18 protein-coding genes are annotated in these 23,288 nt (G+C 70.2%); 8 read left to right on the top strand and 10 right to left on the bottom strand.

Annotated features, from left to right (window positions below; genetic code table 11):
* Positions 1–242: 242 nt before the first annotated feature.
* Positions 243–1,103, top strand: coding sequence for a hypothetical protein (locus tag ACIBQ1_RS11495; protein ID WP_397276570.1), 861 nt, complete (start codon positions 243–245; stop codon positions 1,101–1,103).
* A 358-nt stretch (positions 1,104–1,461) separates the two neighbouring features.
* Here the strand turns inward: ACIBQ1_RS11495 and ACIBQ1_RS11490 are convergent, their stop codons facing one another.
* The 5 genes from ACIBQ1_RS11490 to mshB form a co-directional block, all read right to left on the bottom strand.
* The gene (locus tag ACIBQ1_RS11490; protein WP_397276568.1) at positions 1,462–1,884 is read right to left on the bottom strand and encodes a hypothetical protein; all 423 of its coding nucleotides are present in this window, start codon (positions 1,882–1,884) and stop codon (positions 1,462–1,464) included.
* Between the two features lie 584 nt (positions 1,885–2,468).
* Positions 2,469–3,032, bottom strand: a complete 564-nt coding sequence (locus ACIBQ1_RS11485; protein ID WP_397276566.1) for a hypothetical protein — start codon at positions 3,030–3,032, stop codon at positions 2,469–2,471.
* A 176-nt stretch (positions 3,033–3,208) separates the two neighbouring features.
* Positions 3,209–3,703: a flavin reductase family protein gene (locus ACIBQ1_RS11480; protein ID WP_397276564.1), complete on the bottom strand. Its 495-nt coding sequence runs from the start codon at positions 3,701–3,703 to the stop codon at positions 3,209–3,211.
* 18 nt (positions 3,704–3,721) lie between these two features.
* Entirely contained in the window at positions 3,722–4,144 is a 423-nt protein-coding gene (locus ACIBQ1_RS11475; protein WP_397276562.1) for a DUF6113 family protein, read from the bottom strand.
* A gap of 11 nt (positions 4,145–4,155) precedes the next feature.
* Positions 4,156–5,061 carry an N-acetyl-1-D-myo-inositol-2-amino-2-deoxy-alpha-D-glucopyranoside deacetylase gene (gene mshB, locus ACIBQ1_RS11470; protein WP_397276560.1) on the bottom strand — a complete coding sequence of 302 codons (906 nt, stop codon included), beginning with the start codon at positions 5,059–5,061 and terminating at the stop codon, positions 4,156–4,158.
* 72 nt (positions 5,062–5,133) lie between these two features.
* Here mshB and ACIBQ1_RS11465 point away from each other — a divergent pair, with 72 nt between their 5' ends.
* Positions 5,134–7,197 (top strand): prolyl oligopeptidase family serine peptidase, encoded by a 2,064-nt coding sequence (locus ACIBQ1_RS11465; RefSeq protein ID WP_397276558.1) that lies wholly within the window; start codon positions 5,134–5,136, stop codon positions 7,195–7,197.
* A 1-nt stretch (position 7,198) separates the two neighbouring features.
* Here the strand turns inward: ACIBQ1_RS11465 and ACIBQ1_RS11460 are convergent, their stop codons facing one another.
* On the bottom strand, positions 7,199–8,218 hold the full coding sequence (locus ACIBQ1_RS11460) for a hypothetical protein (protein ID WP_397276556.1): 1,020 nt from the start codon (positions 8,216–8,218) through the stop codon (positions 7,199–7,201).
* A 192-nt stretch (positions 8,219–8,410) separates the two neighbouring features.
* On the opposite strand from ACIBQ1_RS11460, the gene ACIBQ1_RS11455 reads away from it, so the two are divergent.
* Positions 8,411–9,814, top strand: coding sequence for an alpha/beta fold hydrolase (locus ACIBQ1_RS11455; protein WP_397276555.1), 1,404 nt, complete (start codon positions 8,411–8,413; stop codon positions 9,812–9,814).
* A 257-nt stretch (positions 9,815–10,071) separates the two neighbouring features.
* On the opposite strand, the gene ACIBQ1_RS11450 is transcribed toward ACIBQ1_RS11455, so the two are convergent.
* Positions 10,072–10,596: a MarR family winged helix-turn-helix transcriptional regulator gene (locus tag ACIBQ1_RS11450; RefSeq protein WP_397276553.1), complete on the bottom strand. Its 525-nt coding sequence runs from the start codon at positions 10,594–10,596 to the stop codon at positions 10,072–10,074.
* Between the two features lie 67 nt (positions 10,597–10,663).
* On the opposite strand from ACIBQ1_RS11450, the gene ACIBQ1_RS11445 reads away from it, so the two are divergent.
* A complete protein-coding gene (locus tag ACIBQ1_RS11445) occupies positions 10,664–11,545 on the top strand; it encodes an MBL fold metallo-hydrolase (protein WP_397276552.1) in 882 nt (293 codons plus the stop codon).
* A gap of 394 nt (positions 11,546–11,939) precedes the next feature.
* Here the strand turns inward: ACIBQ1_RS11445 and ACIBQ1_RS11440 are convergent, their stop codons facing one another.
* The 3 genes from ACIBQ1_RS11440 to ACIBQ1_RS11430 form a co-directional block, all read right to left on the bottom strand.
* Positions 11,940–13,700, bottom strand: coding sequence for an ABC transporter ATP-binding protein (locus tag ACIBQ1_RS11440; protein WP_397276550.1), 1,761 nt, complete (start codon positions 13,698–13,700; stop codon positions 11,940–11,942).
* A 225-nt stretch (positions 13,701–13,925) separates the two neighbouring features.
* Complete coding sequence (locus ACIBQ1_RS11435) at positions 13,926–15,614, bottom strand: ABC transporter ATP-binding protein (protein WP_397276548.1); 1,689 nt, start codon at positions 15,612–15,614, stop codon at positions 13,926–13,928.
* A 77-nt stretch (positions 15,615–15,691) separates the two neighbouring features.
* Complete coding sequence (locus ACIBQ1_RS11430; RefSeq protein WP_397276546.1) at positions 15,692–16,858, bottom strand: nitrate/nitrite transporter; 1,167 nt, start codon at positions 16,856–16,858, stop codon at positions 15,692–15,694.
* A 45-nt stretch (positions 16,859–16,903) separates the two neighbouring features.
* Between ACIBQ1_RS11430 and ACIBQ1_RS11425 the strand changes: the two genes are divergently transcribed.
* From ACIBQ1_RS11425 to narI, 4 genes are read left to right on the top strand one after another with little or no spacing between them, the layout of a single operon-like run.
* Positions 16,904–20,398: a nitrate reductase subunit alpha gene (locus ACIBQ1_RS11425; RefSeq protein ID WP_397276544.1), complete on the top strand. Its 3,495-nt coding sequence runs from the start codon at positions 16,904–16,906 to the stop codon at positions 20,396–20,398.
* Positions 20,398–22,029: a nitrate reductase subunit beta gene (narH, locus tag ACIBQ1_RS11420; RefSeq protein ID WP_397276543.1), complete on the top strand. Its 1,632-nt coding sequence runs from the start codon at positions 20,398–20,400 to the stop codon at positions 22,027–22,029. Before ACIBQ1_RS11425 ends, narH begins: the two co-directional genes overlap by 1 nt.
* Positions 22,026–22,580, top strand: coding sequence for a nitrate reductase molybdenum cofactor assembly chaperone (narJ, locus tag ACIBQ1_RS11415; RefSeq protein ID WP_397276541.1), 555 nt, complete (start codon positions 22,026–22,028; stop codon positions 22,578–22,580). Before narH ends, narJ begins: the two co-directional genes overlap by 4 nt.
* On the top strand, positions 22,577–23,257 hold the full coding sequence (gene narI, locus ACIBQ1_RS11410) for a respiratory nitrate reductase subunit gamma (protein WP_397276539.1): 681 nt from the start codon (positions 22,577–22,579) through the stop codon (positions 23,255–23,257). Before narJ ends, narI begins: the two co-directional genes overlap by 4 nt.
* Positions 23,258–23,288 lie beyond the last annotated feature (31 nt).

The raw sequence follows: 23,288 nt of genomic DNA, 5'->3' as shown, positions 1-23,288 counted from the left end.
GACGAGGACCGACACCCAACGAACCGCACCACCCCGCAGCAAGCACCGACGAGAACCGACACCCTCCGAACCGCACCACGCTGCGGCAATCGCCGGCGAGGACCGGCACCCCCGCCGGGCGCCGCGGGTGAGCACGACCGAGGTCCGACGCCACACCCCCCTCGCCGTACGACCAACGTTGTAGAGACGATCCAGACCCTGGGCCGACGCACCGGCCTCCGCCGCCCTGCCACGATGGCGCCATGAATCGCCTCTGGTACCTCATCGGAGTCCTGCTGGTGCTCGCGGGCCTCGTTCACCTGGGCGTGTTCGTCGTGGACGGCGGACTGTGGGAGGGCGCGGTGTCGTGGCGCAAACCGTTCACGTTCGGCGTGTCGTTCGGGCTGAGCGTCCTGACCCTCACCTGGGTCTCCCAGTTCGTGCGAGTCCGCGCCCGCCCGCTCCTGGTCGGCGCCTTCGCGGTGGCGTCCACGGTGGAGGTGGCCCTGATCACCCTCCAGGCGTGGCGAGGAGTCCCGTCCCACTTCAATATGGAGACCGCCTTCGACACGACCATCGCGAGGACCCTGGCGGCAGGCGGCGGCCTCCTCATCGCCATCGCGATCATCATGACGATCGCCGCGTTCCGCCCCGATCCAGACCTGGCCCCGAGCATGCGCCTGGCCGTACGCGCGGGCTTCGCCACCCTCCTCGCCGCCATGGCGTTCGGCACCGTCATGATCGCCCGAGGCGTCATCGAGGTGGTGACGGGAAACCAGCAGCTCGCGTACACGGTGGCCACCACCCTGAAGCCCGCCCACGCGATATTCATGCACGGCGTCCTCCTCTTACCGGCCCTGTCCTGGCTCCTCTCCCGCACGCTGCCTTCCGAGGACTCCCGCGTCCGCTGGGTTCGCCTGGCCACCTGGCTCTACGTGGCCATCGCCACCGCCGTCTCGGCCCTCGCCCTGGCAGGCATCACCCTGGTGTCCCCTTCCACCGCCTCCGTCCTCTGCGCCGGCGCCATCTCCGGCCTGGCCATCACGGCGCTCACGTTGAGCTGGCTGAAGGGCTCATCAGGACGCACTCCCACACCGTCAACCACCCATCAGACGCAGGGATAAGCCCAACCGACGCCAACCCACCGCCCGACCACACGCAGCGCCGGCTGAAGGACATACGCGCCCACGGCAACGGCAGAGACTGCACGCGGGGACTGCGCACAGGGACGGGGCACAGGGACTGGGCACGGGTTCCCCAGCACGGGTTCCCCAGCGCGGACTCCCGGCACTGGCTCCCGGCACTGGCTCCCGGCACTGGCTCCCGGCACTGGCTCCCGGGCCCACGGTTGGAGCCGGGGCAGAGCACCGAGGCAAGGCTCCCCACACCCACGGTTGCGGCGGGGACCGGGCACCGGCTCGCAGCACCAGCCGCCACGGTGAGGGCTTGCGGCGTTGGCGGGATGGGGCGCGGGCCCGGGTCTCACGCGCCGTCGCTCCGTCGTCGCCACCGCAGTGGGGCGCGAGGGTAGCCGCCGTCTTCCAAGTCGGCCAAGCGCTCGAAAACGTTGTACGAAGCCTGGTTGCCACAGACCATCACCGACACGAGCATCGACAGCAGGTAGAGCGGCAGCATGGGGAGGCCGACGCACCAGGCCCACTGGGTGGCGTGGCGGCCCTCGTGGCGGACGAGGTGGTCGGGGAGCGAGTCCCACTTGGTCAGGACGACGTTTCCCACGGTGAACGCCCCTGCGATGGGGAAGCCGTAGCGGTAGCCGAAGGCCAGGATGAGCCCGTCGGGGCCAGGGCGCCGGGTCGCGCCACCGATGATCGAGATCAGCAGACCGAGCGGCGTGGCGAGGTTGACGTAGTTCGCCACGCGCCGGAACCGGAAGCGCGTCTCCATGCGTCTCAGCCTTGACCAATCTTGACAAGTCGGAATAATGATCCCTGTCCTGAAATCTCCCACAAGAGCAGGATTATGCGATTCCCCATCCTGGGCGCGCTGCTCGGCACCGTCGCACTGGCAGGAGCCGGCGGAGTTGCGATCACCCAGACGTCAGCGACCGATCCCGTACGATCCACTGACAACCGACTAGGTGCTCTAGGCGCAGAGGTGGAGTTGACCACCATCCCGGCGGCGAGTCCGACACCCACGGAGACTCCCACGATCGGGGAGTACACCGCCACGACGAAGGTAGTCAAGAGGCGAGGCGTCTCCTACCTGAATGTATCGATCACGGACGCGCAAGCTGCTCTCTTCTCGATCAAGCAGCGAGTATGCAAGGGCAGATCCTGCAAGACGACCAGCGTCGACCTGCCGGTGACCGAGGGCTCGGGAGAGTCCACGAAGCGGCTCGGCCGGGGCACGTACAAGAAGAAGGGCAAGGTGGCGGTCAAACTGATCCCCCTTCCGACGGTGACGGTGAGGGAACAGGTCACGATCATCGAGCCGGGCCCGACGGTCACGCAGACAGTGACGTTCACCTGTCAGCCGAGCGTCGAGCCGACGGAGACCCCTCCGCCGACGACCCTTCCGACGGACACGGGTACGCCCACGCCCACGGCCACGGCCACGAGCACGGCCACGCCCACGGCCACGCCCACGGCCACGGCCACGGCCACGGCCACGGCCACGGCCACGGCCACGGCCACGGCCACGAGCACGGCCACGAGCACGGAGTCCCCGCCGGTCACCGATACGCCGACGCCCACTCCGAATCTGACTGACACCGCGACCGAAACTCCCACCGAAACCCCGACCGAAACTCCCATCACGACCCCGACCCCGACCGAACCGCCCACCAGCGCCCCGACCAGCGCCCCGACCGGCACCGCGACTGACACCGCGACCGGCGCTCCGACGGTCACCCCGACGGGCTCCGTGCCGCCGACGGTGGGGGCGCCGGAGATCCCCACCTGTCCGCCGCCGGCGGAGGAGACGCCGACGGATCTCCCCTCCGAGCCCCCGCCGGACACGGCGACGCCTACCGACACCGGCGTCCCGACGGTCACCCCGACCACCACTCCGTCGAAATCGGCCAGCGCTTCCACCCGGTAGCGACACGGGAAGCGACCAAGTGAGCGGGCCAGGCCAAGCGCCTGGCCCGACTCCTGCCCGCGTTCAAGCCCGCGCCCTTGTCCGCGTTCAAGCCCGCGCTCATGCCGAAGAGAAGCCTCCGGACGGCCTCACCGCTGCATGCGCCCCGGGGAAAGTCCCGCAGCGGCGCCTAAAGGGTCTTGTACTGTCCTTCGTGGTACAGAAGCGGCACCCCGTCCGAAGGCGTGTCCAGGGCCGCCACCTCGCCCACCACGATCGAGTGGTCCCCGCCGTCGTGCACCGCCGTCGTCACGCACTCCACCGTCGCGATGGCCCCGTCGAACAAAGCCACCCCTAACTCCCCCAGGTGATGCGGCCACCGCGCGAGTTGCCCGTTCAGCGGCCGCCCCCGGTGGGCGAAGAAGCGTGAGGCGTCCTCCATCGAGGCGGGCAGCACGGAGACCCCCCACACCCCCGCCTCCAGCACCGCGTCATGGAACCGGGCCACCTTCTCCGCGCAGAACAGTACGAGGAGCGGATCAAGGGAGACAGAAGTGAACGAATTCACCGTCATCGCGTGATCGACATCGCCCAGCCTGGTCGTCACGATCGCGACTCCAGTGGCGAAGCGGCCGACGACCTTGCGGTACGTTCCAGGGTCCACGGGCCGCTCGATGGAATGCACGAACGCTACTTTATGCCTCTACATAGAGTTCTTCGGAGGGTACCCATGCAAGAGCCACGATCCCCCCTCTGACGAGGGCGAAAGCACATAGGCCGCCACGATGCCCGCCAACCCCCCGTACAGATACACGTATCCGGGCGGGCCATCGGCGATCACCAGATCCCCCGCGCTCAGCTTCAGCGTGAACGGCATCGTCACCAGCAACCAGCCGACCGCCGTCACGAAAGCCCCGAGCTTGGCCCGCATCAGCTTCCCCGCCCCCAGGCACACCGCGAAGAGCGCCAGCACCCACACGATCGCCGCAACCGGGACGGGCCCGACCTGCCATCTCGGATCCGGATGCGTGAAGCCGCCCACGACCGCCATGACGACGCCGAGCACGAACAGCATGCCGTACGCCGCCCCGCCCAGAGCCGACTCGGCCTGGCTGCGATGTTCCATGTCGCACGAGGTTAGTGGATGCCCGCGAAGAGATCGTTCTCGCGGGTGTGCGGATCGCCCAGGCCGCCCGCCTCGATGGGCGGGCCAGGCACGGCGGGGCCGGGTACACCGATGGCCAGCCGGTAGTGCTCGACGCCCAGAACCTCCTGGCCGATGTTGTTGGACAGCGCGAACCACGGGTCGTCCACGACGATCTGCGTGACGTGCGCCCGCATGGCCTCCATCTTGTTGCCGATCCACGGACGGGCGTCGATCTCGGTGGTGACGTCCTCGTCCGCGTTGCCGAACGGCATGTCCTCCACGTCCTCCACCAGGAAGCTGACGTCCGCCTCGCGCAGCGCCTCGGTCGTGCGCCGCATGACGGATCGGGCGAGGGCCGTGTGGTAGAACTTCGCGATCTGCCACGGTTCGCCCTCGCCGAAGTCCGGTTTCGCCGCCAGCTCGAACGCTCTGCGCGAAACCCGGTGCGCCTGGATGTGATCGGGGTGCCCGTAGAAGCCGTTGTCGTCGTACGTGACGAGGACCTGGGGCCGTACCTCACGGATGACCTTGACCAGTTCCCCCGCCGCCTCGTCGAGGTCGGCGCCCCAGAACGCCTTCGGGTGGTCGTTGGACGCCACCCCCATCATCCCCGAGTCCCGCCAGCGGCCCGGCCCGCCCAGGAAGCGGTGGTCCTCGACCCCGAGCGCCTGGCAGGCGGCGGCGAGCTCGCCGATCCGGTACGGCCCGAGGGCGTCGTCCTGGTCGGCGGCCAGGTGGGCGAGGTCGCCGGGAATGATCTCGCCTTCCTCGCCGAGAGTGCAGGTCACGAGCGTGACGTGGGCACCCTCGGCGACGTACTTGGCCATGGTCGCCCCGGTTCCGATCGACTCGTCGTCCGGATGGGCGTGCACGAGGAGGAGCCGTCGATCAGTCATAGGAACGAGCGTACAGACGGGCTCCGGACGCCATTGCGCAGGTTCCCCATCGGCGGTGGCAGGATTGGGCGCATGAGCGAGAGCTACCCGCGACTGTCTGCCAGGACCCGCCGGTTCACCCTCGGAGTGCCCAGGGGCTTCACGATCACTCCGGACGGCGGCAGGGTGGTCTTCCTCCGCACGAAGTCGGGCACCGACCCGGTGACGTGCCTGTGGGAGCTCGACACCGACACCCACGTCGAGCGCCTGGTCGTCGACCCGCGCGCGCTCGACGCCGACGAGGAGAGCCTGCCGCCGGAGGAGCGGGCCAGGCGCGAGCGCAGCCGGGAGGCGGCGGGCGGCGTGGTCGCGTACGCCACCGACACCGACCTCACACGAGCCTGCTTCGCCCTGTCCGGCGCTCTCTACGTCGTCGAGCTCGCGACCGGCCAGACGCGCCGGCTGGACACGCCGGGCGCGGTCATCGACCCCCGTCTGTCCCCGGACGGGGCACATGTCGCGTACGTCACCGGCGGCGCGCTGCGCGTCCAGGACCTCGGGTCCGGCGAGGACCGCGCGCTGGCCACGCCGGAGGCGGAGACCGTGACGTACGGGCTGGCCGAGTTCATCGCCGCCGAGGAGATGGACCGGATGCGGGGCCACTGGTGGGCGCCGTCGGGCGACGCGCTGCTGGTCGAACGCGTCGACGAGGCCCCGGTCCGGGTCTGGCACATCGCCGATCCGGCCAACCCCGACCGTCCCGCGTCGGCCCAGCGCTATCCGGCCGCCGGCACGCCCAACGCGGTCACCGAGCTGTTCGTGCTGGGGCTCGACGGGTCGCGGGTCGCGGTGCCGTACGAGGAGGAATACCTCACGACGGCGGCCTGGGACCCCCACGCGCTGTCGATCGTGACCATGACGCGCGACCAGCGGACGATGCGGCTGTTCACGGTCGATCCGGCGACGGGCGCGTCCGAGCTGGTGCGCGAGGACACCGATCCGGCCTGGGTCGACGTCGTCTCCGGCGTGCCCGCGCACCTCGACGACGGGTCGCTGGTGTGGGTGGCCGCCTCGGACGGCGGCAACCGGCTGTTCGTGGGCGACCGCGCGGTCACGCCGCCCACGTTGCAGGTGCGGGCGGTGCTCGACGTCGATCACGACAGCGTGCTGTTCAGCGCGAGCGGCGATCCGACCGAGGTCCACCTGTGGACGTGGGACGGTCATTCGCTGCTGCCCGTCTCGACCCGTTCCGGGGTGTTCTCGGGGCGGATGTCGGGCGGTGTGGGCGTACTGACCGAGCAGAGCCTCGACGCCGAGGGCGTGTCGACCACGGTCGTGCGGCGCGACGGCATGGCGGTGCCGATCCCGTCGTTCGCCGAGCGGCCCGGCCTCGACCTGCGCGTCTCGCTCGGCCGTTCCGGCCGCCGCGAGCTGTCCACCGCCGTGGTGCTGCCTTCGTGGCACGAGCAGGGCTCCGGGAAGCTGCCGGTCCTCATGGATCCGTACGGCGGGCCGCACGCGCAGCGCGTGCTCAACCGGCGCGGCGCGTTCCTGGAGAGCCAGTGGTTCGCCGAGCAGGGGTTCGCGGTCATCGTGGCGGACGGGCGCGGCACTCCCGGCAGGGGCCCCGAGTTCGAGCGGGCCGTGCTGAACGACCTGGCGGCCCCCGCGCTCGAGGACCAGATCGACGCCCTGCAGGGGGTCGCCGAGCAGTATCCCGACGATCTCGATCTGACGCGGGTGGCCATTCGCGGCTGGTCGTTCGGCGGCTTCCTGGCCGCGCTGGCGGTGCTGCGGCGGCCGGACGTGTTCCACGCGGCGGTGGCGGGGGCGCCGGTGACCGACTGGCGGCTGTACGACACGTGCTACACCGAGCGATACCTGGGCCATCCGGACGAGCAGCCCGATGTGTACGAGAAGTCGTCGCTGTTCGGAGACGCCGGCAAGCTCGAACGTCCGCTGCTGCTGATCCACGGCCTGGCCGACGACAACGTGGTGGCCGCCCACACCCTGCGCCTGTCGTCCGCCCTGCTCGCGGCCGGCCGGCAGCACAGCGTGCTCCCGCTCTCCGGGGTGACGCACATGACGCCCCAGGAGGTCGTGGCGGAAAACCTGCTGCTGCTCCAGGTCGACTTCCTGAAGAGGTCGCTGGGCTGACCTACTGGCGCAGGGCGTCGAGCGCTCTGGACACGGTCAGACCGGCGATCACCACACCACCCAGGACGATCATGGTGATGTACGTGGGGGCGTTCATCAGGGCAAGTTCGCCCTGCGTGATCGCCAGGATGAGGACGGCGAGCAGCGTGCCGGCGACCGCTCCACGTCCTTCGCCGGTCGCCGCGCCCATGACTTCCGTACCCGTCGCCTTGGCACCACCCGCGAGGGCGGCCTCACTCGACGCGCCGCCGAGGACGGCCGTGCCCGACGCGCTGGTGCCGCCCAGGAGCCCGGTCGCACTTGAAGCGCCCGTGAGCCCGGCCGTGCTCGACGCACTGGTGCCGCCCAGCAGCACAGCGGCCAGCGCGAACACGACGGCGAACAGCCCCTGAGAGCCCGGCTGCGCCGCTCCCAGCCGTAACAGCAGCATGAACCCGCCCAGAGCGGCCAGCACACAGGACCCGGTCAGCCCGACGAGCGGGCCGGCCCACCCCTTGGTCAGCCACTCCCGGAACCCCCGCCGCGCCCACAACAGCCCGCCCGCCACCGAGACGACGGCGAACACCGCGAACCCCACCACGGGCGAGAGTGACGGCGGCTGCGGCAGGATAACCGTTCTGGCCTGGCTGAACGCGAGCGACAGCGCGTCGCAGACCACTGCGGCGGCGAGCGTGACCACCCAGGACGGGGCCGCCAGCAGCACCGTGAACGCCCCCATGACCAGCCCGGAGAGCGCGGCGAGCACGAGTACGAGGAGCAGCCCGACGACCAGCGGCATGCCGAGGAAGACCACCACGGAGGCGATGAGAACTCCGGACAGCGCGGACACGGCGCCCACAGCCAGGTTGGGCGTGCCGGTGCGCAGCGACAGGGAGAGCGCCACGGCGACCAGACCGAGTGGCGCGGAGGAGGCGAGGATGCTCAGCAGGTGCGCGCTGGGAGCGGTGAACAGGACCATCCCCAGCCCCAGCACCGTGACGACCCCGAGCACGCCTTCCCAGACCCACTGCCATTTGCTCACGCCGTCGATCGTGACAACGCCACCCCACCACCGCAAGACCCATTGCACCCACAAACCACCTCCATCCTGAAATATCAACATGAAACGGTCGAGGTGGCAGCGGTCTGACAACCCCTGGTACGACTCCCGCCCCCAAAAGACCAAACCGTGGTCCGACGCGGTCCCGCCTGCCCCTCCGGCATCGTGAACGCCATGCTCAAGCCCCTCACCATCACCCTGGCCTTGCTGGGCATGGGGACCTTGCCGCCCGCCTCGGCGTCCGCTGCGACAGCCGCCGCCAGCGGGCCGCAGCAGTGGCAGACCTGCCCCAACGACAAGATCGGCATGGAGTGCGGCGACCTCCAGGTCCCGGCCGACTGGCAGAAGCCGGACGGCCGCAAGATCACCCTCAAGCTGGGCCGTCTGAAGGCCACCGGCAAATCGGAAGGCTCGGTCCTGGTGGCCTACGGCGGTCCTGGCGGCCCCGGCATCGGTCTCACGCAGTCCATCCCCGAGTGGTGGACCAAGCTCCGCGAACGCATGGACATCGTCACGTGGGACACCCGCGGCTACGGCGAGCAGTTCGGGGGCCTCAGCACGGGCCTGCAGTGCGCCTGGACCCGCGTCCCCATCCCTGACCCGCCCCGCGACGACGCCGACTTCGGCCGCCTGTCCGACACCAACCGCGGCTACGGCGAGGCCTGCCGGCTCAAGGACCCGGAGCTGTTCGCCAACATGAGCTCGGCAGACCAGGCCAGAGACATGGAGGCGATCAGAAAGGCCCTCGGCGACGACAAGCTCAACTACTACGGCGCTTCCTACGCGGGCTTCTACGGCCAGGCATATGCCCGCCTCTTCCCAGACAAGATCCGCACGATGGTCCTCGACGGCACGCTGAACCACAGCGCCGCCGATTGGGAGCGCGAGCTGGAAGCGGCGGCCAGGTCCAACGAGCAGTCCCTGCAGCGCTTCTTCACCTGGTGCGCCGCGAACGACTGCGCGGACGTCCCCGCCCTCTGGCGCACGCTGATCGCCCGCGCCAACCGCTTCCCCATCCCCACGAAGACCGCCAACGTCGCCTACCGGACCCGCGACCTGCAGAGCTTCGCCCTGGGGCTGGCCCGCCAGGGCACCACCGCCTGGCCCAAGCTGGCCCAGGCGATCCGCAAGGCCGCCAATGGTGACGCCTCGGACTTCGTCCCGCAACGAGGCGCCCGCTACCCCGACCAGACCACAGGCGTCACCGAATGCGCTGACTGGCCCCGCTTCGCCAACCGCAAGGAGATGACCGCCGCCATCAAGCGCGTGCAACGCGTGGCCCCCAACACCGGCACCGCCAACACCCTCGCCTCAGCGACCCTGGGCTGCATCGGCTGGCCCCAGCCGGTCAGCAACCCACCCGCCCCTCTCCCCAAGGGCCTCCCACCGATGCTGGGAGCAGGCGCCTGGGGCGAGTCGGACGCGGTGACCCGCGTCCTCGCCCAGGTGCCCGGCAGCGCCGTCATCCGCCACGAGGGCCCCGGCCACACCCTGTACGGCGCCAACCCCTGCGCCCGCGACCACATCAACCGCTACTTCACCGACCGCACCCTCCCCCCGACCAAAACCCAATGCTGACCCCACCTCGGACCGTAGGCCGAACCAGTACCGAGGGCCGTACCGGGCGCCAAGGACCGCGCCAAGGGCTGTAGCGGTACCGAGGGCTGTACTGGCATCGCCAGCCCGGGGGCGGGGCAGCTGTACCAGCGCCGGCGGGTGGTCGTGCCGACACGGCCAGACAACCAGGAACCAGGACGGGGACCGGGGCCCCGGACCGAGACCCGTGCCGGTTGGTGTGTCGAAGGCGGAGTCCGAATCGCCCGGCGAGCACTCGGTTATCGCACTACCCGCGTCAACAGTTCGTTCAGGATGGTCTGCTCTTCCGACGTGAGCCGGGCCAAGGGTGAGGCCTCCGTGAGCAGGTCCATCAACCGCTCGCGGAGTGCGGCGCCTTCGGAGGTCAGCAAGAGTAGCTTGGCCCGGCGGTCGCTGGGGTGCGGGCGTCGTTCGACGATGCCCTGCTCCTCCAGGCGGTCGACGACGAACGTGGCGTTCGACGGCTCGCAGCTCATCCGATCGGCCAGGTCGCGCATGGTCATCGGGCCGGTGAGCTCGCGCAGCGCCACTGCCTGGGCCGCCGTCAGGTCCAGCGACCCCGCCCGCTCCCTGATATGGCCCTCGATCTGCTTGGCCAAGGCGCCGACGAGACCGCACAGGTTCCGCTCGGCAATGGCGCGCTCCGCACTGTCGCTGGTGGCAGCGCCGCTGGTGGCAGCGCTACTAGTGGGAGCGCCGGTGGTGGGAGCGTTGGTAGTGGCGCTGCTGGCGGCGGCGGTGGTAGCGGGCTCGGGCGACTTCACATCAATCAGGATAGCTCAAGCATGCATATTTGCAGCTTTAATAGTTCTAGTTGTAAGTTTCTCTGCCATGAACGACTATGAAGAGCGTCTGCGTCGGCCGTCCACTGTCCGTTCCCTGCAGCTCGGCGACCTCAGGATCAGTTATGTGCCTGACGGCGCGGTGCAGCTCAAGCCGTACGGGTGGTTGCTCAGGACGACGGAGCAGGACTGGCAGGACAACGCCGCCTTCCTCGACCACACGGGGAACCTCGTGGGGAGCATTGGCGGGCTGCTGGTGGAGTACGGGGAGAGGGCCCTGTTGATCGATGCCGGAGTGGGGCCGGTGTCCCTACCCGACGATCCGGAGAACCCGAAGATCGGCGCCATCCGTGGTGGTGACCTGCTCGACAACCTCGCCAAGCTGGGCCGCCGACCCAACGAGATCGAGGCGGTGGCCTTCACACACCTCCACCTCGACCACCTCGGCTGGGCCTGGCACCCCGCGCCCGGCAGCGGCCGTCCCGCGTTCACCGAGGCCGACTACCTGATCTCCGAGCCCGAGTGGGAGCAGCGGCAGCTGAGCCTTGAGCAGGGGACGACCGACGAGATGCTCGCCACGCTGGCGGCCCGGGTGCGTACCGTGCGGGACGGCGAGGAGATCTTCCCGGGAGTTCGGGTGGCGCTGGCGCCTGGGCATACGTTCGGGCACACCACGTACACGATCACGTCCGGCGGCCGGCGGTTGATCGCGTTCGGCGACGCCCTGCACTCCTCAGCCCAGATCCGGCGCCCCGACTGGTTCGCCGGTGTGGACCTGGACTCGGTGGAGTCGACGGTGCACCGGCACCGGCTGGTCAACGAGCTGCAACGCCCGGACACGATCGGCTTCGGCGTGCACTTCGCCGACGTGGTGTTCGGCCGCGTCGACAGCAACACCGCCAACGGCCCGACCTGGGTACCCGTAGCATGAGCCCCCATTAGCCACCATTTGCCCGAATGCCCGTCCGGCGCTGCCTTACGCCCGGTGCGGCGCATGGGCCACCATCTCACCATCTGACATCCCAGCGCGGCCCCACTGAGAGTTCCGGTCAGGACGCACACACCTCAGGGCCACCCCACCCAACGTTCCGGCCGGGGCGCACACGCTCCTCCACCTGACGCCTGGGCACAGCGCATGAGCCGCCATACCGCCAAACGTCCCAGCGCGACCCCACCCAACGTCCCGGCCGGGCCCATGCAGCCCCGCCGCCTGACACCTGGGCGCGGGGCTGGGCTGGGTTGGTTGTTTCCTGGAAGGGTGGGTGGGTGGTCTGGTGGTGATCGGTGATGAGGGTGTCCGGGCCAGGGGTTGGCGGCTTGGTGGGTCAGGAGCGGGTGGTGGTGGTTGGGGTGCCGTGCCAGCTGCTCCAAAGGGCGGCGTATGAGCCGCCTTCCGTCACCAGCTCGTCATGCGAGCCCAGCTCGCTGATCCGGCCGTCCTCCACGACTGCCACCCGATCGGCGTCGTGGGCCGTGTAGAGCCGGTGGGCGATTGCGATCACTGTGCGGCCGTCCAGGACGGCGGCCAGCGAGCGTTCGAGGTGACGGGCCGCGCGCGGGTCGATGAGGGAGGTGGCCTCGTCCAGGACCAGGGTGTGCGGGTCGGCGAGCACCAGGCGGGCCAGGGCGAGTTGCTGCGCCTGGGCGGGCGACACCGCCAGGCCGCCGGAGCCCACCTCCGCCTCCAGACCCTCAGGCAGGGCCAGGACCCAGTCGAGGGCGTCCACCGCCTCGAGCGCCTGGCGTACGGCCGAGTCGGAGGCGTCCGGGCGGGCGATCAGCAGGTTGTCGCGCAGCGAGCCCTTGAAGACGTGGTGTTCCTGCGTCACCAGCGCCACGTGCCCCCGCAGCTCGTCCAGTGGCAGGTCCACGAGCGGGACTCCGCCCACCGACACCGATCCGGTACGTGGCCCGTGGATGCCCGCCAGCAACCGGCCCAGCGTGGACTTTCCGGCCCCCGAAGGGCCCACCATGGCGAGCCGTTCGCCGGGCCGGACGGTCAGGGACACGCCGTGCAGCACGTCCCGGCCCTCGCGGTACGCGTAGCGGACGTCGGACGCCTCCAGGAGCTCGCCGGAGGGACGCGAGGAGCCGGCCGCCCGGTCGTCGGGCACGTTGGCCACGCCCAGCAGCCGGGCCATGGAGGCCCCGCCCACCTGCAGCTCGTCGATCCACATCAGGAACCTGTCCAGCGGGTCGATCAGCTGCTGCGCGTAGAGCGTGGCGGTGGCCACCTGGGAGAGCGCGACCCAGCCGTTGGTGTAGAACAGGCCCCCGACCAGCAGTGTGGTCACCACCGGGATCACGTAGCCCAGCTCGACTGCGGGGAACCACATCGTGCGGAGCCCGAGTGTGTACCGTTCGGCCGCGTAGGAGCGGCTGATGTCGCCGTCGGTACGCGCTCGGCGGCGCGCGTGCAGGCCGAGCGCTTCCACGGCACGGGCACCCTCGACGGTTTCGGCCAGCCCTTCCGTCATGTCGGCATAGGCGGCGTTCTCGCGGAGGTAGCCGTCTCGGGCCCGCTTCAGGTACCAGCGGGTGGAGACCCAGATCACCGGCCCGGCGATCAGCATGGGCAGCATGAGCAGCGGGCTGACCAGCAGCAGCGCGCCGACCGTGATGAAGAAGGTGACCAGGGCGATCAGCGTTTCCGGGACGGCGTTCCGCACGGTGCGGGAAAGCGAGTCCACGTCGCGGGAGGTACGGGTGATCAGGTCGCCGGATCCGGCCCGCTCGACCGTGGACAGCGGCAGCCCGAGCACCCGGTCCACGAACTCCTCGCGCAGCTCCGCCAGCACCTTCTCGCCGAGCTTGGCGGAGGCCAGCACGGCGTACCGCATGAGCGTTCCCTGCAGCAGCAGGAAGCCCCCGATGGCGGCGGCCACGACGGCGATGTTGACCTCGACGCCGTACTGGACGTCCTCCACCAGGGCGCCGAGCTGCCACGGCACCACCAGGCCCGCGACCGCCGCCAGGCCGTGCAGGGCCAGCGCGATCGTGAGCCGGCGTGGGTAGCGGAGCGTGAGGCGCCTGGCGTAGGCGCGAACCTGTTTTCGGTCGGCGACCGGCAAGATCTCGCGAGCCATCCTGCTTTACCTCTCCCCGAGTGTCCCGAATGTGCACCTTGTCGATTGGACTCGCCCCCAGAAGCCCCAAGGGCCCCAGAGGCCCCGGCCGCTGGGGGCTCCGGCGTGCCGGAGCGCCGTACGAAAGCAGCCGGGGCGCGGCGTGCCGGAGGAGCGGAGCCTTCCTGGGAGCCGAGTGCCCGAAGTGGGCAGGGGGCAGTGGTTTCCGCGGGTCCGGAGCATGGGTCAGTCCTCTCCGCGGGTCACGGTGGCGGCGTACTCCGGCGAGCTGTCCAGAAGTTGCCGGTGCGTGCCCTCCGCGAGCACCCGCCCGCCCTCCACGTAAATGACGTGGTCGGTACGGTCGAGCACCAGCGGGCTGGTCGTGCAGATCAGCGTGGTCCGGCCGGCCCTGGCCTCGACCAGGCGCTCGGCGATGCGGGCCTCGCTGTGGGCGTCGACGGCGCTGGTGGGCTCGACCAGGATGAGCACCTCCGGGTCGGAAAGCAGCGCCCTGACCAGGCGCAGCCGCTGCTGCTGCCCACCCGAGAACTCCCGCCCCGCCTCGGCCACGGTGGTCGACAGGCCGTCGGGCAGCGCCTCCACGATGTCCTCGGCGCAGGCCGCGCGCAGGGCGTCGCGCAGTCGCTCGTCGGTGGCGCCGCCACGCACGTCGAGCTCGTCGCGCAGGCGGCCGGTGAACAGCCGGGCGCCGTTGTCGGCGACCAGGACGCGGGCGCGGACCTCGTCGATGGGCAGCGTGGACAGGTCGGCCGCCCCGAAGGTGACGTCGCCGTCGGCGTAGCGGCCGAGCCGGTCGGCGATGGCGATGGCGTCCTCGGGGGTGTCGGCCGCGACCGCCGTGAGGCAGCCGGGCTGGAGGGTCACGCCGCTGTAGGAGTCGCGCAGCACGCCGCCCGCGCTGGCCCCGGTGCCGCCGGTGACCTCGGGCTGGATGGACAGGATCCGGATCACGCGACCGGCGGCCACGTGGCCCTTGGTGAGCTTGTCGGCGGCCTCGGTGAGCGTCCGCATCGGGCCGATCAGGAAGACCGCGTAGAGGTAGAACGCGACGAGCTGCCCGATGGGGATCTCCCCGGCGGCGGCGAACGAGGCGCCGATGCCGGTGACGAGCGCGATGAGCAGGCCGGGCAGCACGATCTGGGCGCCTTCGAGCACCGACTCGACCCTGGCCACGCCCACGCCGGCCTGCCGGACCCGCTGCGACTCGGCCCGGTAGCGGTCGGTGAACACCTGCTCCCCGCCGATCCCGCGCAGCACCCGCAGCCCCGCCACGATGTCGGCGGCCCTGGTGGACAGGTCGCCGGCCAGCTCGCGCTGCCTGGCCTGGCGCTTGTGCAGGGGCCTGAGCAGCGGCCCCACGGCCACGGCCATGAGCGGCACGCCGAACAGGACCAGCAGCCCGAGCGGCAGCGAGGTCGAGATGAGGATCACGGTGACGGTGACGATGGCCACGATGGAGCCGGTGCCGCGCAGCAGGATGTCGATGGAGTTGCCGATGTGGGCGATGTCGGAATTGCCGACACTGACGACCTCGCCGGTCGAGAGCCGTTTCGGCAGCGTGGCGCCCAGCCTGGCGGACTGCCGTGCGGTCACCTGCACGGTGCGGTAGGCGGCGGCCAGCCAGTTGTAGACGGCCATCCGATGCCGCATGATCCCGGTGAACGCCTGCATCAGCCCCAGGCCGAACAGGACCGACGCCCAGAGCAGCAGCCCCCGGGTGTCCTTCGCGGTGACGGCGTCGATGCCCTTCCCGAGCACCGCCGGCATCAGGGCCTGCACCAGCCACCACAGGATGGCGAAGCCGATGCCCATGAGAAGGGTGGCCGACTGCCGCCGCGCGTTCCACCACAGGTAGCGGAGCGGGCTGCGGATGTCGGGCACGCCGGGATCGGCTTCAGGAAGGGAGCGCATGGCCTGACAAGGTTGACAAGGCGCACCCCGGCTCGGCAAACGGTTTTCGAGCAGCTGGAACGTACTAAAACCGCTCCTCAAAGCATCCGGAACGCCCGGTACGTGTACGCGAGCGCCACCAGCGCAGTCACCGCCAGCAGCAAATACCCGATCGTGTACGCCCCCGTCATGGCGTACACGACCCCCATCACGAGCGGCGGGAAGTACCCGCCCAGCCCTCCGGCGGCCCCGACGAGCCCGGTCACCGTCCCCACCCTGGGCGCCTCCACCAGCTTGGCCACCAGGGCGAACACGCCGCCGGTCCCGAGGCCCAGGAAGAACGCCATGAGCACGAAGCTCGCCCCGGCGGGCACCTCCGGCGGCGGCCGCAGGGCCAGCACCAGCGCCATCACCACCGTCCCTCCGAGCGCGACGAACAGCACCCTGGCCGGCCCGATCCTGTCGGAGAGCGCCCCGCCCAGCGGCCTCGACACCACCGCCGCGATCGCGAACCCGGCCGTACGCAGCCCGGCATCGGTCTGGGCGAAGCGGTACACGTTCTGCAGCAATGTCGGCAGATAAGTGGAGAAAGCCACGAAGCCACCAAAAGTCACCGCATAGAGGAAGGCACATTGCCAGGTCGCCTTGATGCGCACCGCCTCCCGCATCCTGGGCAGGGCCGGCGCGGTGGCGGCGGACCACGCGGGCGAGTCCCGGCTCCCGCCCAGCACGATCACCCCCATCAGCGCCAGCACCGCCGCCATCAGCACATGAGCCGCGGGCCGCCCGAAGCCCTCCACCAGCCGCGGTGTGAAGAACGAGGACAGCGCAGTCCCGCCCATGCCCGCTCCGAAGACCCCGGTGGCGAACCCCCGGCGCGCGGGCTCGTACCAGGCGTTCACGAACGGGACGCCGACCGCGAACGACGTCCCGGGGATCCCCAGCAGGAACCCCCAGAACAGCAGCCACCCGTACGAAGCGGACCACCCGACGAAGAGCACGGGCACGATCGACACGAAGCAGACGGCCGCGAACATCCGCCGCCCGCCGAGCCGGTCGGTCAGCACCCCGACCGGGATCCGCCCCAGTGACCCGACCACCACCGGAATCGCCACCAGCAGAGAGGTCTGGGTCGGCGAGAGCCCCAACTGCCTGCTGTAGCCCCCGGCCAGGGGCCCGATGAGGTTCCACGCCCAGAACGTCACCGCGAACGCCGCAGTGGCCAGGGCCAGGTTCGACACCTGACCTTTACGAAGCTCAGACATGCACCCTGTGTAACAGAGGGTCACTATCTGTGATGAAGTGGGGGTATGAGTGCGGAGGAGCTTCTGCTGAAGACCGGTCGCTATCTGCGCAGGTCGGTCACCAGCGCCGATCTGCACACCATCTACCTGAAGGGCGGCGTCGAGGGAGACATCTTCTACCGCGACCGATGGAGCCACGACAAGGTGGTCCGCTCGACGCACGGCGTGAACTGCACGGGCTCGTGCTCCTGGAAGGTGTTCGTCAAGGACGGCATCATCACCTGGGAGGCGCAGGAGACCGACTACCCGAGCGTGGGCCCCGACCGTCCCGAGTACGAGCCGCGCGGCTGCCCGCGCGGCGCCGCCTTCTCCTGGTACACCTACTCGCCCACCCGGGTCCGCTACCCGTACGCCCGGGGTGTCCTCGTCGAGATGTACCTGGAGGCGAAGAAACGCCTCAACGGCGACCCGGTGGACGCATGGGCATATGTCATGAAAAACCCGCTGAAAAGGCGTCGCTACCAGTCCGCCCGAGGCACCGGCGGTCTCGTCCGCGTCACCTGGGACCTGGCCACCGAGATGATCGCCGCCGCCCACGTCTACACCATCAAGAGGTACGGCCCCGACCGGATCGCCGGCTTCTCCCCCATCCCCGCGATGTCGATGGTCTCCCAGGCCATCGGCGCCAGGTTCCTGTCGCTGATCGGCGGCACCATGCTCTCCTTCTACGACTGGTACGCCGACCTGCCCGTGGCCTCCCCCCAGGTGTTCGGCGACCAGACCGACGTGCCGGAGTCGGCCGACTGGTGGGACGCCGCGTACCTGATCATGTGGGGCGCGAACGTCCCCGTCACCCGCACCCCCGACGCGCACTGGATGGCCGAGGCCCGCTACCGGGGTCAGAAGGTCGTCGTGGTCTCCCCCGACTACAGCGACGCCGCCAAGTTCGCCGACGAGTTCGTCGGCGTGCGGCCCGGCACGGACGGCGCGCTGGCCATGGCCATGGGGCACGTGCTGCTGAAGGAGTTCTTCGTCGAGCGCGGGACGCCCTACTTCACCGACTACGTCAAACGCTTCACCGACCTGCCGTTCCTCGTCCGGCTGGAGGAGCGCGCGGGCGCGTACGTGCCCGGCAGGTTCCTCACCGCCAAGGACCTGGGCTCCCAGGAGGAGGCGGCCGAGTGGAAGACCGTGCTCATGTCGGAGACCGGCGAGCCCGTCGTCCCGAACGGCTCGGTCGGCTTCCGCTGGACCGAGTCCGGCAAGGGCCGCTGGAACCTCGACCTCGGCACCGACCCCAAGCTCACCCTGTACGGGGGCGAGCCGGCCGAGGTCCTGCTGCCCCGCTTCGACGGCGGCCATTCGGCGCGCAGGGGCGTGCCGGTGGCCCGGATCGGGGACCACCTGGTGACCACGGTGTTCGACCTGCTGCTGGCCCAGTACGGGGTGGCGCGCGACGGGCTCCCGGGCGTCTGGCCGGCGGGTTACGACGACGCCGGGGAGCCGTACACGCCGGCCTGGCAGGAGGAGATCACGGGCGTGCCCGCCCGGAGGGCGGTGAAGATCGCCAGAGAGTTCGCGAGGACGGCCGAGTCGACCCGGGGCCGCTGCATGATCATCCTCGGGGCGGGCACCACGCAGTGGTTCCACGGCGACACGATCTACCGGGCGTTCCTGTCGCTCCTCCTGCTGACCGGCTGCCAGGGCCGCAACGGCGGCGGCTGGGCGCACTACGTGGGCCAGGAGAAATGCCGGCCGCTGGGCGGCTGGGCGCTGCTGGCGGGCGCCCTCGACTGGGCGCGGCCGCCGCGGCAGGTCCCGGGCACGCCGTACTGGTACCTGCACACCGACCAGTGGCGCTACGACCACTTCGACGCGGGCGACCTGGTCTCTCCTCTCGGTCCCGGCAAGTTCCGCGGCAAGCACACCGCGGAGCTGGTGGCCGAGGCCGTCAGGAACGGCTGGATGCCGATGGCCCCGGCTTTCGACCGCAACCCGCTGGAGCTCGGCGACGCCGACGATCCCATCGCCTACACGCGCGAGGAGCTCCGCTCGGGCCGGCTCAGGTTCGCCGCCGAACGCCCGGACGACCCGCGCAACTGGCCCCGCGTGCTCACGCTCTGGCGCTCGAACCTCCTCGGCTCCTCCGCCAAGGGCAGCGAGTACTTCCAGCACCACCTCCTCGGCGCCACCTCGAACCTGGAGCACCCCGACGAGCGGGCCCCGAGCGGCAAGCTGGACCTCCTGGTCACGCTCGACTTCAGGATGACGTCCTCGACGATCTTCTCCGACATCGTGCTGCCGGCCGCCACCTGGTACGAGAAGCACGACCTGTCGTCCACGGACATGCACCCGTTCGTGCACGCGTTCAACCCGGCGATCAGCCCACCCTGGCAGACAAAGACCGATTTTTCGGCGTTTCATGCCATCGCCCGCGCCTTCAGCAGGCTCGGCGAGAAGCACCTCGGCGTACGCAGGGACGTGGTCGCGACGGCGTACCAGCACGACACCCCGGGCGAGCTGGCGACGGGCGGCGGGCCCGAGCTCAAGGTGGTGGAGCGCGACTACGGCGCCATCGCCGAGAAGCTGGCCGCGCTCGGCCCCCTCACGGAGAAGCTGGGCATCCCGGTCAAGGGCGTGACGTTCATGCCCGACGAGGAGGTGGCCTGGCTGGGCCAGGCGTGCGGCCTGGTGCCGCGCGGCGTGGCCAAGGGCAGGCCGGAGCTCGACACCGACGCCAAGGCGTGCGAGACGATCCTGGCGCTGTCGGGCGTCAGCAACGGCAGGCTGGCCGCGCAGGGTTTCAGGCAGCTCGCCGAGCGCACCGGCGCCGACTTCGAGGACCTGGTCGACGTGCGGCACCGGATCGTCTTCTCCGACACCCAGGCCGGGCCCGTCCACGTCGCCGCCAGCCCCGAGTGGTCGGGCAAGGAGTCGCGCGAGCGCCGCTACTCCCCCTTCACGATCAACGTCGAGAACGGCAAGCCCTGGCACACGCTCACCGGCCGCATGCACTTCTTCCTCGACCACGACTGGATGCACGAGTACGGGGAGTCGTTGCCGGTCTACCGCCCGCCGCTGGATCTGGCGGCGCTGTTCGGCGAGCCCGGCACGCTGCGCTACCTCACCCCGCACAGCAAGTGGTCGATCCACTCCGAGTTCCAGGACAACCTGCTCATGCTGTCGCTGTCGAGGGGCGGCCCGACGATCTGGATGTCCGTCGAGGACGCGGCCGGCCTCGGGATCGCGGACAACGACTGGATCGAGGCGGTCAACCGCAACGGCGTGGTCGTGGCCAGGGCGATCGTCTCGCACCGCATGCCGAAGGGCACGGTGTACATGTACCACGCGCAGGAGCGCCTGATCGACGTGCCCAAGTCCGAGGCGACCGGCCGCAGGGGCGGCATCCACAACGCGCTGACCAGGGTGCTCATCAAGCCCACCCACATGATCGGCGGCTACGCCCAGCTCTCGTACGGCTTCAACTACTTCGGCCCCACCGGCAACCAGCGCGACGAGATCACCACAATCCGCCGCAGATCACAGGAGGTGCGCTTCTGATGGCCACGATCATGGCCCAGATCGCCATGGTGATGAACCTGGACAAGTGCATCGGCTGCCACACCTGCTCGGTCACCTGCAAGCAGACCTGGACCAACCGGGCGGGCGTCGAGTACGTCTGGTTCAACAACGTCGAGACCCGCCCCGGCCAGGGCTACCCGAGGCGCTACGAGGACCAGGACCGCTGGCGCGGCGGCTGGACGCTCGACAGGCGGGGCAGGCTCAAGCTCCGGGCGGGCGGCCGCCTCCGCAAGCTGCTCACCATCTTCGCCAACCCCCTCATGCCCTCGCTCCGGGACTACTACGAACCCTGGACGTACGACTACGAGAACCTCACCAGGGCGCCCCTCTCCGAGGACGTCCCCGTCGCGCCGCCCAGGTCGCTCATCAGCAACGAGCCCACGAAGATCGAGTGGAGCGCCAACTGGGACGACGACCTCGGCGGCGACCCGTCGCCCGACCCCGTGCTCGCCAAGGTGTCCGACCAGGTCAAACTGGCCTTCGAGCAGGCGTTCATGTTCTACCTGCCGCGCATCTGCGAGCACTGCCTCAACCCGTCGTGCGTGGCCTCGTGCCCGTCGGGCGCCCTGTACAAGCGGGCCGAGGACGGCATCGTGCTGGTGGACCAGGACAGGTGCCGGGGCTGGCGCATGTGCGTGACGGGCTGCCCGTACAAGAAGGTGTACTTCAACCACAAGACCGGCAAGGCGGAGAAGTGCACGTTCTGCTATCCGCGCGTGGAGGTCGGCCTGCCGACGGTCTGCTCGGAGACCTGCGTCGGACGCCTGCGCTACCTCGGGGTCCTGCTGTACGACGCCGACCGCGTGGCGGCGGCCGCCTCGGTCGCCAATGAGCGCGACCTGTACGAGGCCCAGCTGGACCTGTTCATCGACCCGAACGATCCGGCGGTCGACGCCGCGGACCTGCCCGTCGACTGGGTGGAGGCCGCGCGGAGATCCCCGGTGTACGACTTGATCAAGAAATATCGGGTGGCGCTGCCCCTGCACCCGGAGTACCGCACTCTCCCGATGGTCTGGTACGTCCCTCCGCTCTCCCCCGTCGTCGACGCGCTCGCCGAGGGCGGTCACGACGGCGAGGACGCGGTCAACCTGTTCGCCGCCATCGAGTCGCTCCGCATCCCCGTCGGCTACCTGGCCGAGCTGTTCGCGGCCGGTGACCGGACGCCCGTGACCGCCGCGCTGCGCCGCCTGGCCGCGATGCGCTCGTACATGCGCGCGGTCAACCTGGGCGAGCCGCCCGTCCTCGTGGACACGGGCCTGTCGGAGGAGGAGGTACGCGACATGTACCGGCTGCTGGCGTTGGCCAGGTACGACGAGCGCTACGTGATCCCGGCCGCCTTCGGGAACATCCCGCCCGGAGTCGTGGAGGAGGGCGGCTGCAGTCTCGACTACGACGGCGGGCCCGGCATGCAGGGCCCGTTCGGCGAGGCGTCGGGCCGGCCCGTCCCGGTCTCGGTGGAGACCTTCCACGGCCTGAAGGAGCGCCAGACCAGCGAAGGGTTCACCCACAACCGGGTGAACCTGCTCAACTGGGACGGCCGCGGCATCCCCGCCGGCCTGTTCCCGACCAAGCGGAGCCCCAAGAGGAGCCCCAAGAGGAGAAGGTCATGAACAGCGCTCTCATCTGGCAGGCCGCCGCCCACCTCCTCGCCTATCCGGACGAGCGCTTCTGGCACCGGCTCCCGCTCATCAGGGAGGCCGCCGAGCCGCATTTCGGGCCGTTCCTGTCGCGCGTCTCCGACCTCGGGCCCGGCGAGCTGGCCGCGCACTACGTGGAGACGTTCGACCTGCAGCGGCGCTGCTGCCTCTACCTCACCTACTACGCCGACGGCGACACCCGCCGCCGCGGCCGGTCGCTGGCCGCGCTGAAGCAGTGCTACCGGGCGGCCGGGTGGGAGCTGATGGACGACGAACTGCCCGACTTCCTGCCGGTGATGCTGGAGTTCGCCGCGCTCGATCCTTCGGGCGCCCAGTTGCTCAAGGAGCACAGGCCAGGGCTGGAGCTGCTGCTCACGGCCCTGACCGACCGCGACTCGCCGTACGCGTACGTGATCGGCGCGGTGTGCGCGGCCCTGCCGCCGATCACCGCCGCCGAGCGGCTGCTGACCACGCGCCTGGCCCGGAGCGGGCCGCCGGCCGAGACCGTGGGAGGTTACCTGTGAGCTGGGCGGAGAGCACGCTCTGGGTGGTCCTGCCGTACCTCACCCTGCTGGTCTTCGTGGGCGGGCTGATCTGGCGCTACCGCTACGACAAGTTCGGCTGGACGACCCGCTCGTCCCAGCTCTACGAGAGCCGGCTGCTGCGCGTGGCCAGCCCGATGTTCCACTACGGCCTGATCTTCGTGATCGTCGGCCACGTGACCGGCCTGCTCATCCCGATGAGCTGGACCGACGCGATCGGCATGTCCAACGCCGCCTACCACACGAACGCCCTCGTCTGGGGCGGGCTCGCGGGCCTGGCCACGCTGGTGGGGCTGGGCCTACTGATCTACCGCCGCCGCGCCACCGGCCCGGTGTTCCTGGCGACCACGGCCAACGACAAGACGATGTACGCGGTGCTGGCCGCCTCGATCGTGGCGGGCCTGATGACGACGGTCACGGGGTTCATGCCGAGCGACGTGAGCTACCGGACCACGGTCGCGCCCTGGTTCCGCGGCGTCTTCGTGCTCCAGCCGGACGTTGCGGCGATGCGTCAGGCCAACGTCCTTTACAAGGTGCACACGGTCATCGGGATGGCGCTGTTCGTACTTTTCCCGTTCAGCCGCCTGGTGCACGCTCTTTCCGCCCCGTTGGGCTATTTGTTCCGTCCTTACATCGTGTATCGGAGTCGCGTTCGATAGCGTGCCGGGGCGTCTGGGAGGGGCGCGAGTA

Source organism: Nonomuraea sp. NPDC050153 (genome assembly GCF_044460125.1).
GTDB lineage: Bacteria > Actinomycetota > Actinomycetes > Streptosporangiales > Streptosporangiaceae > Nonomuraea.
This window is presented reverse-complemented; position numbering and strand designations above follow the sequence as displayed.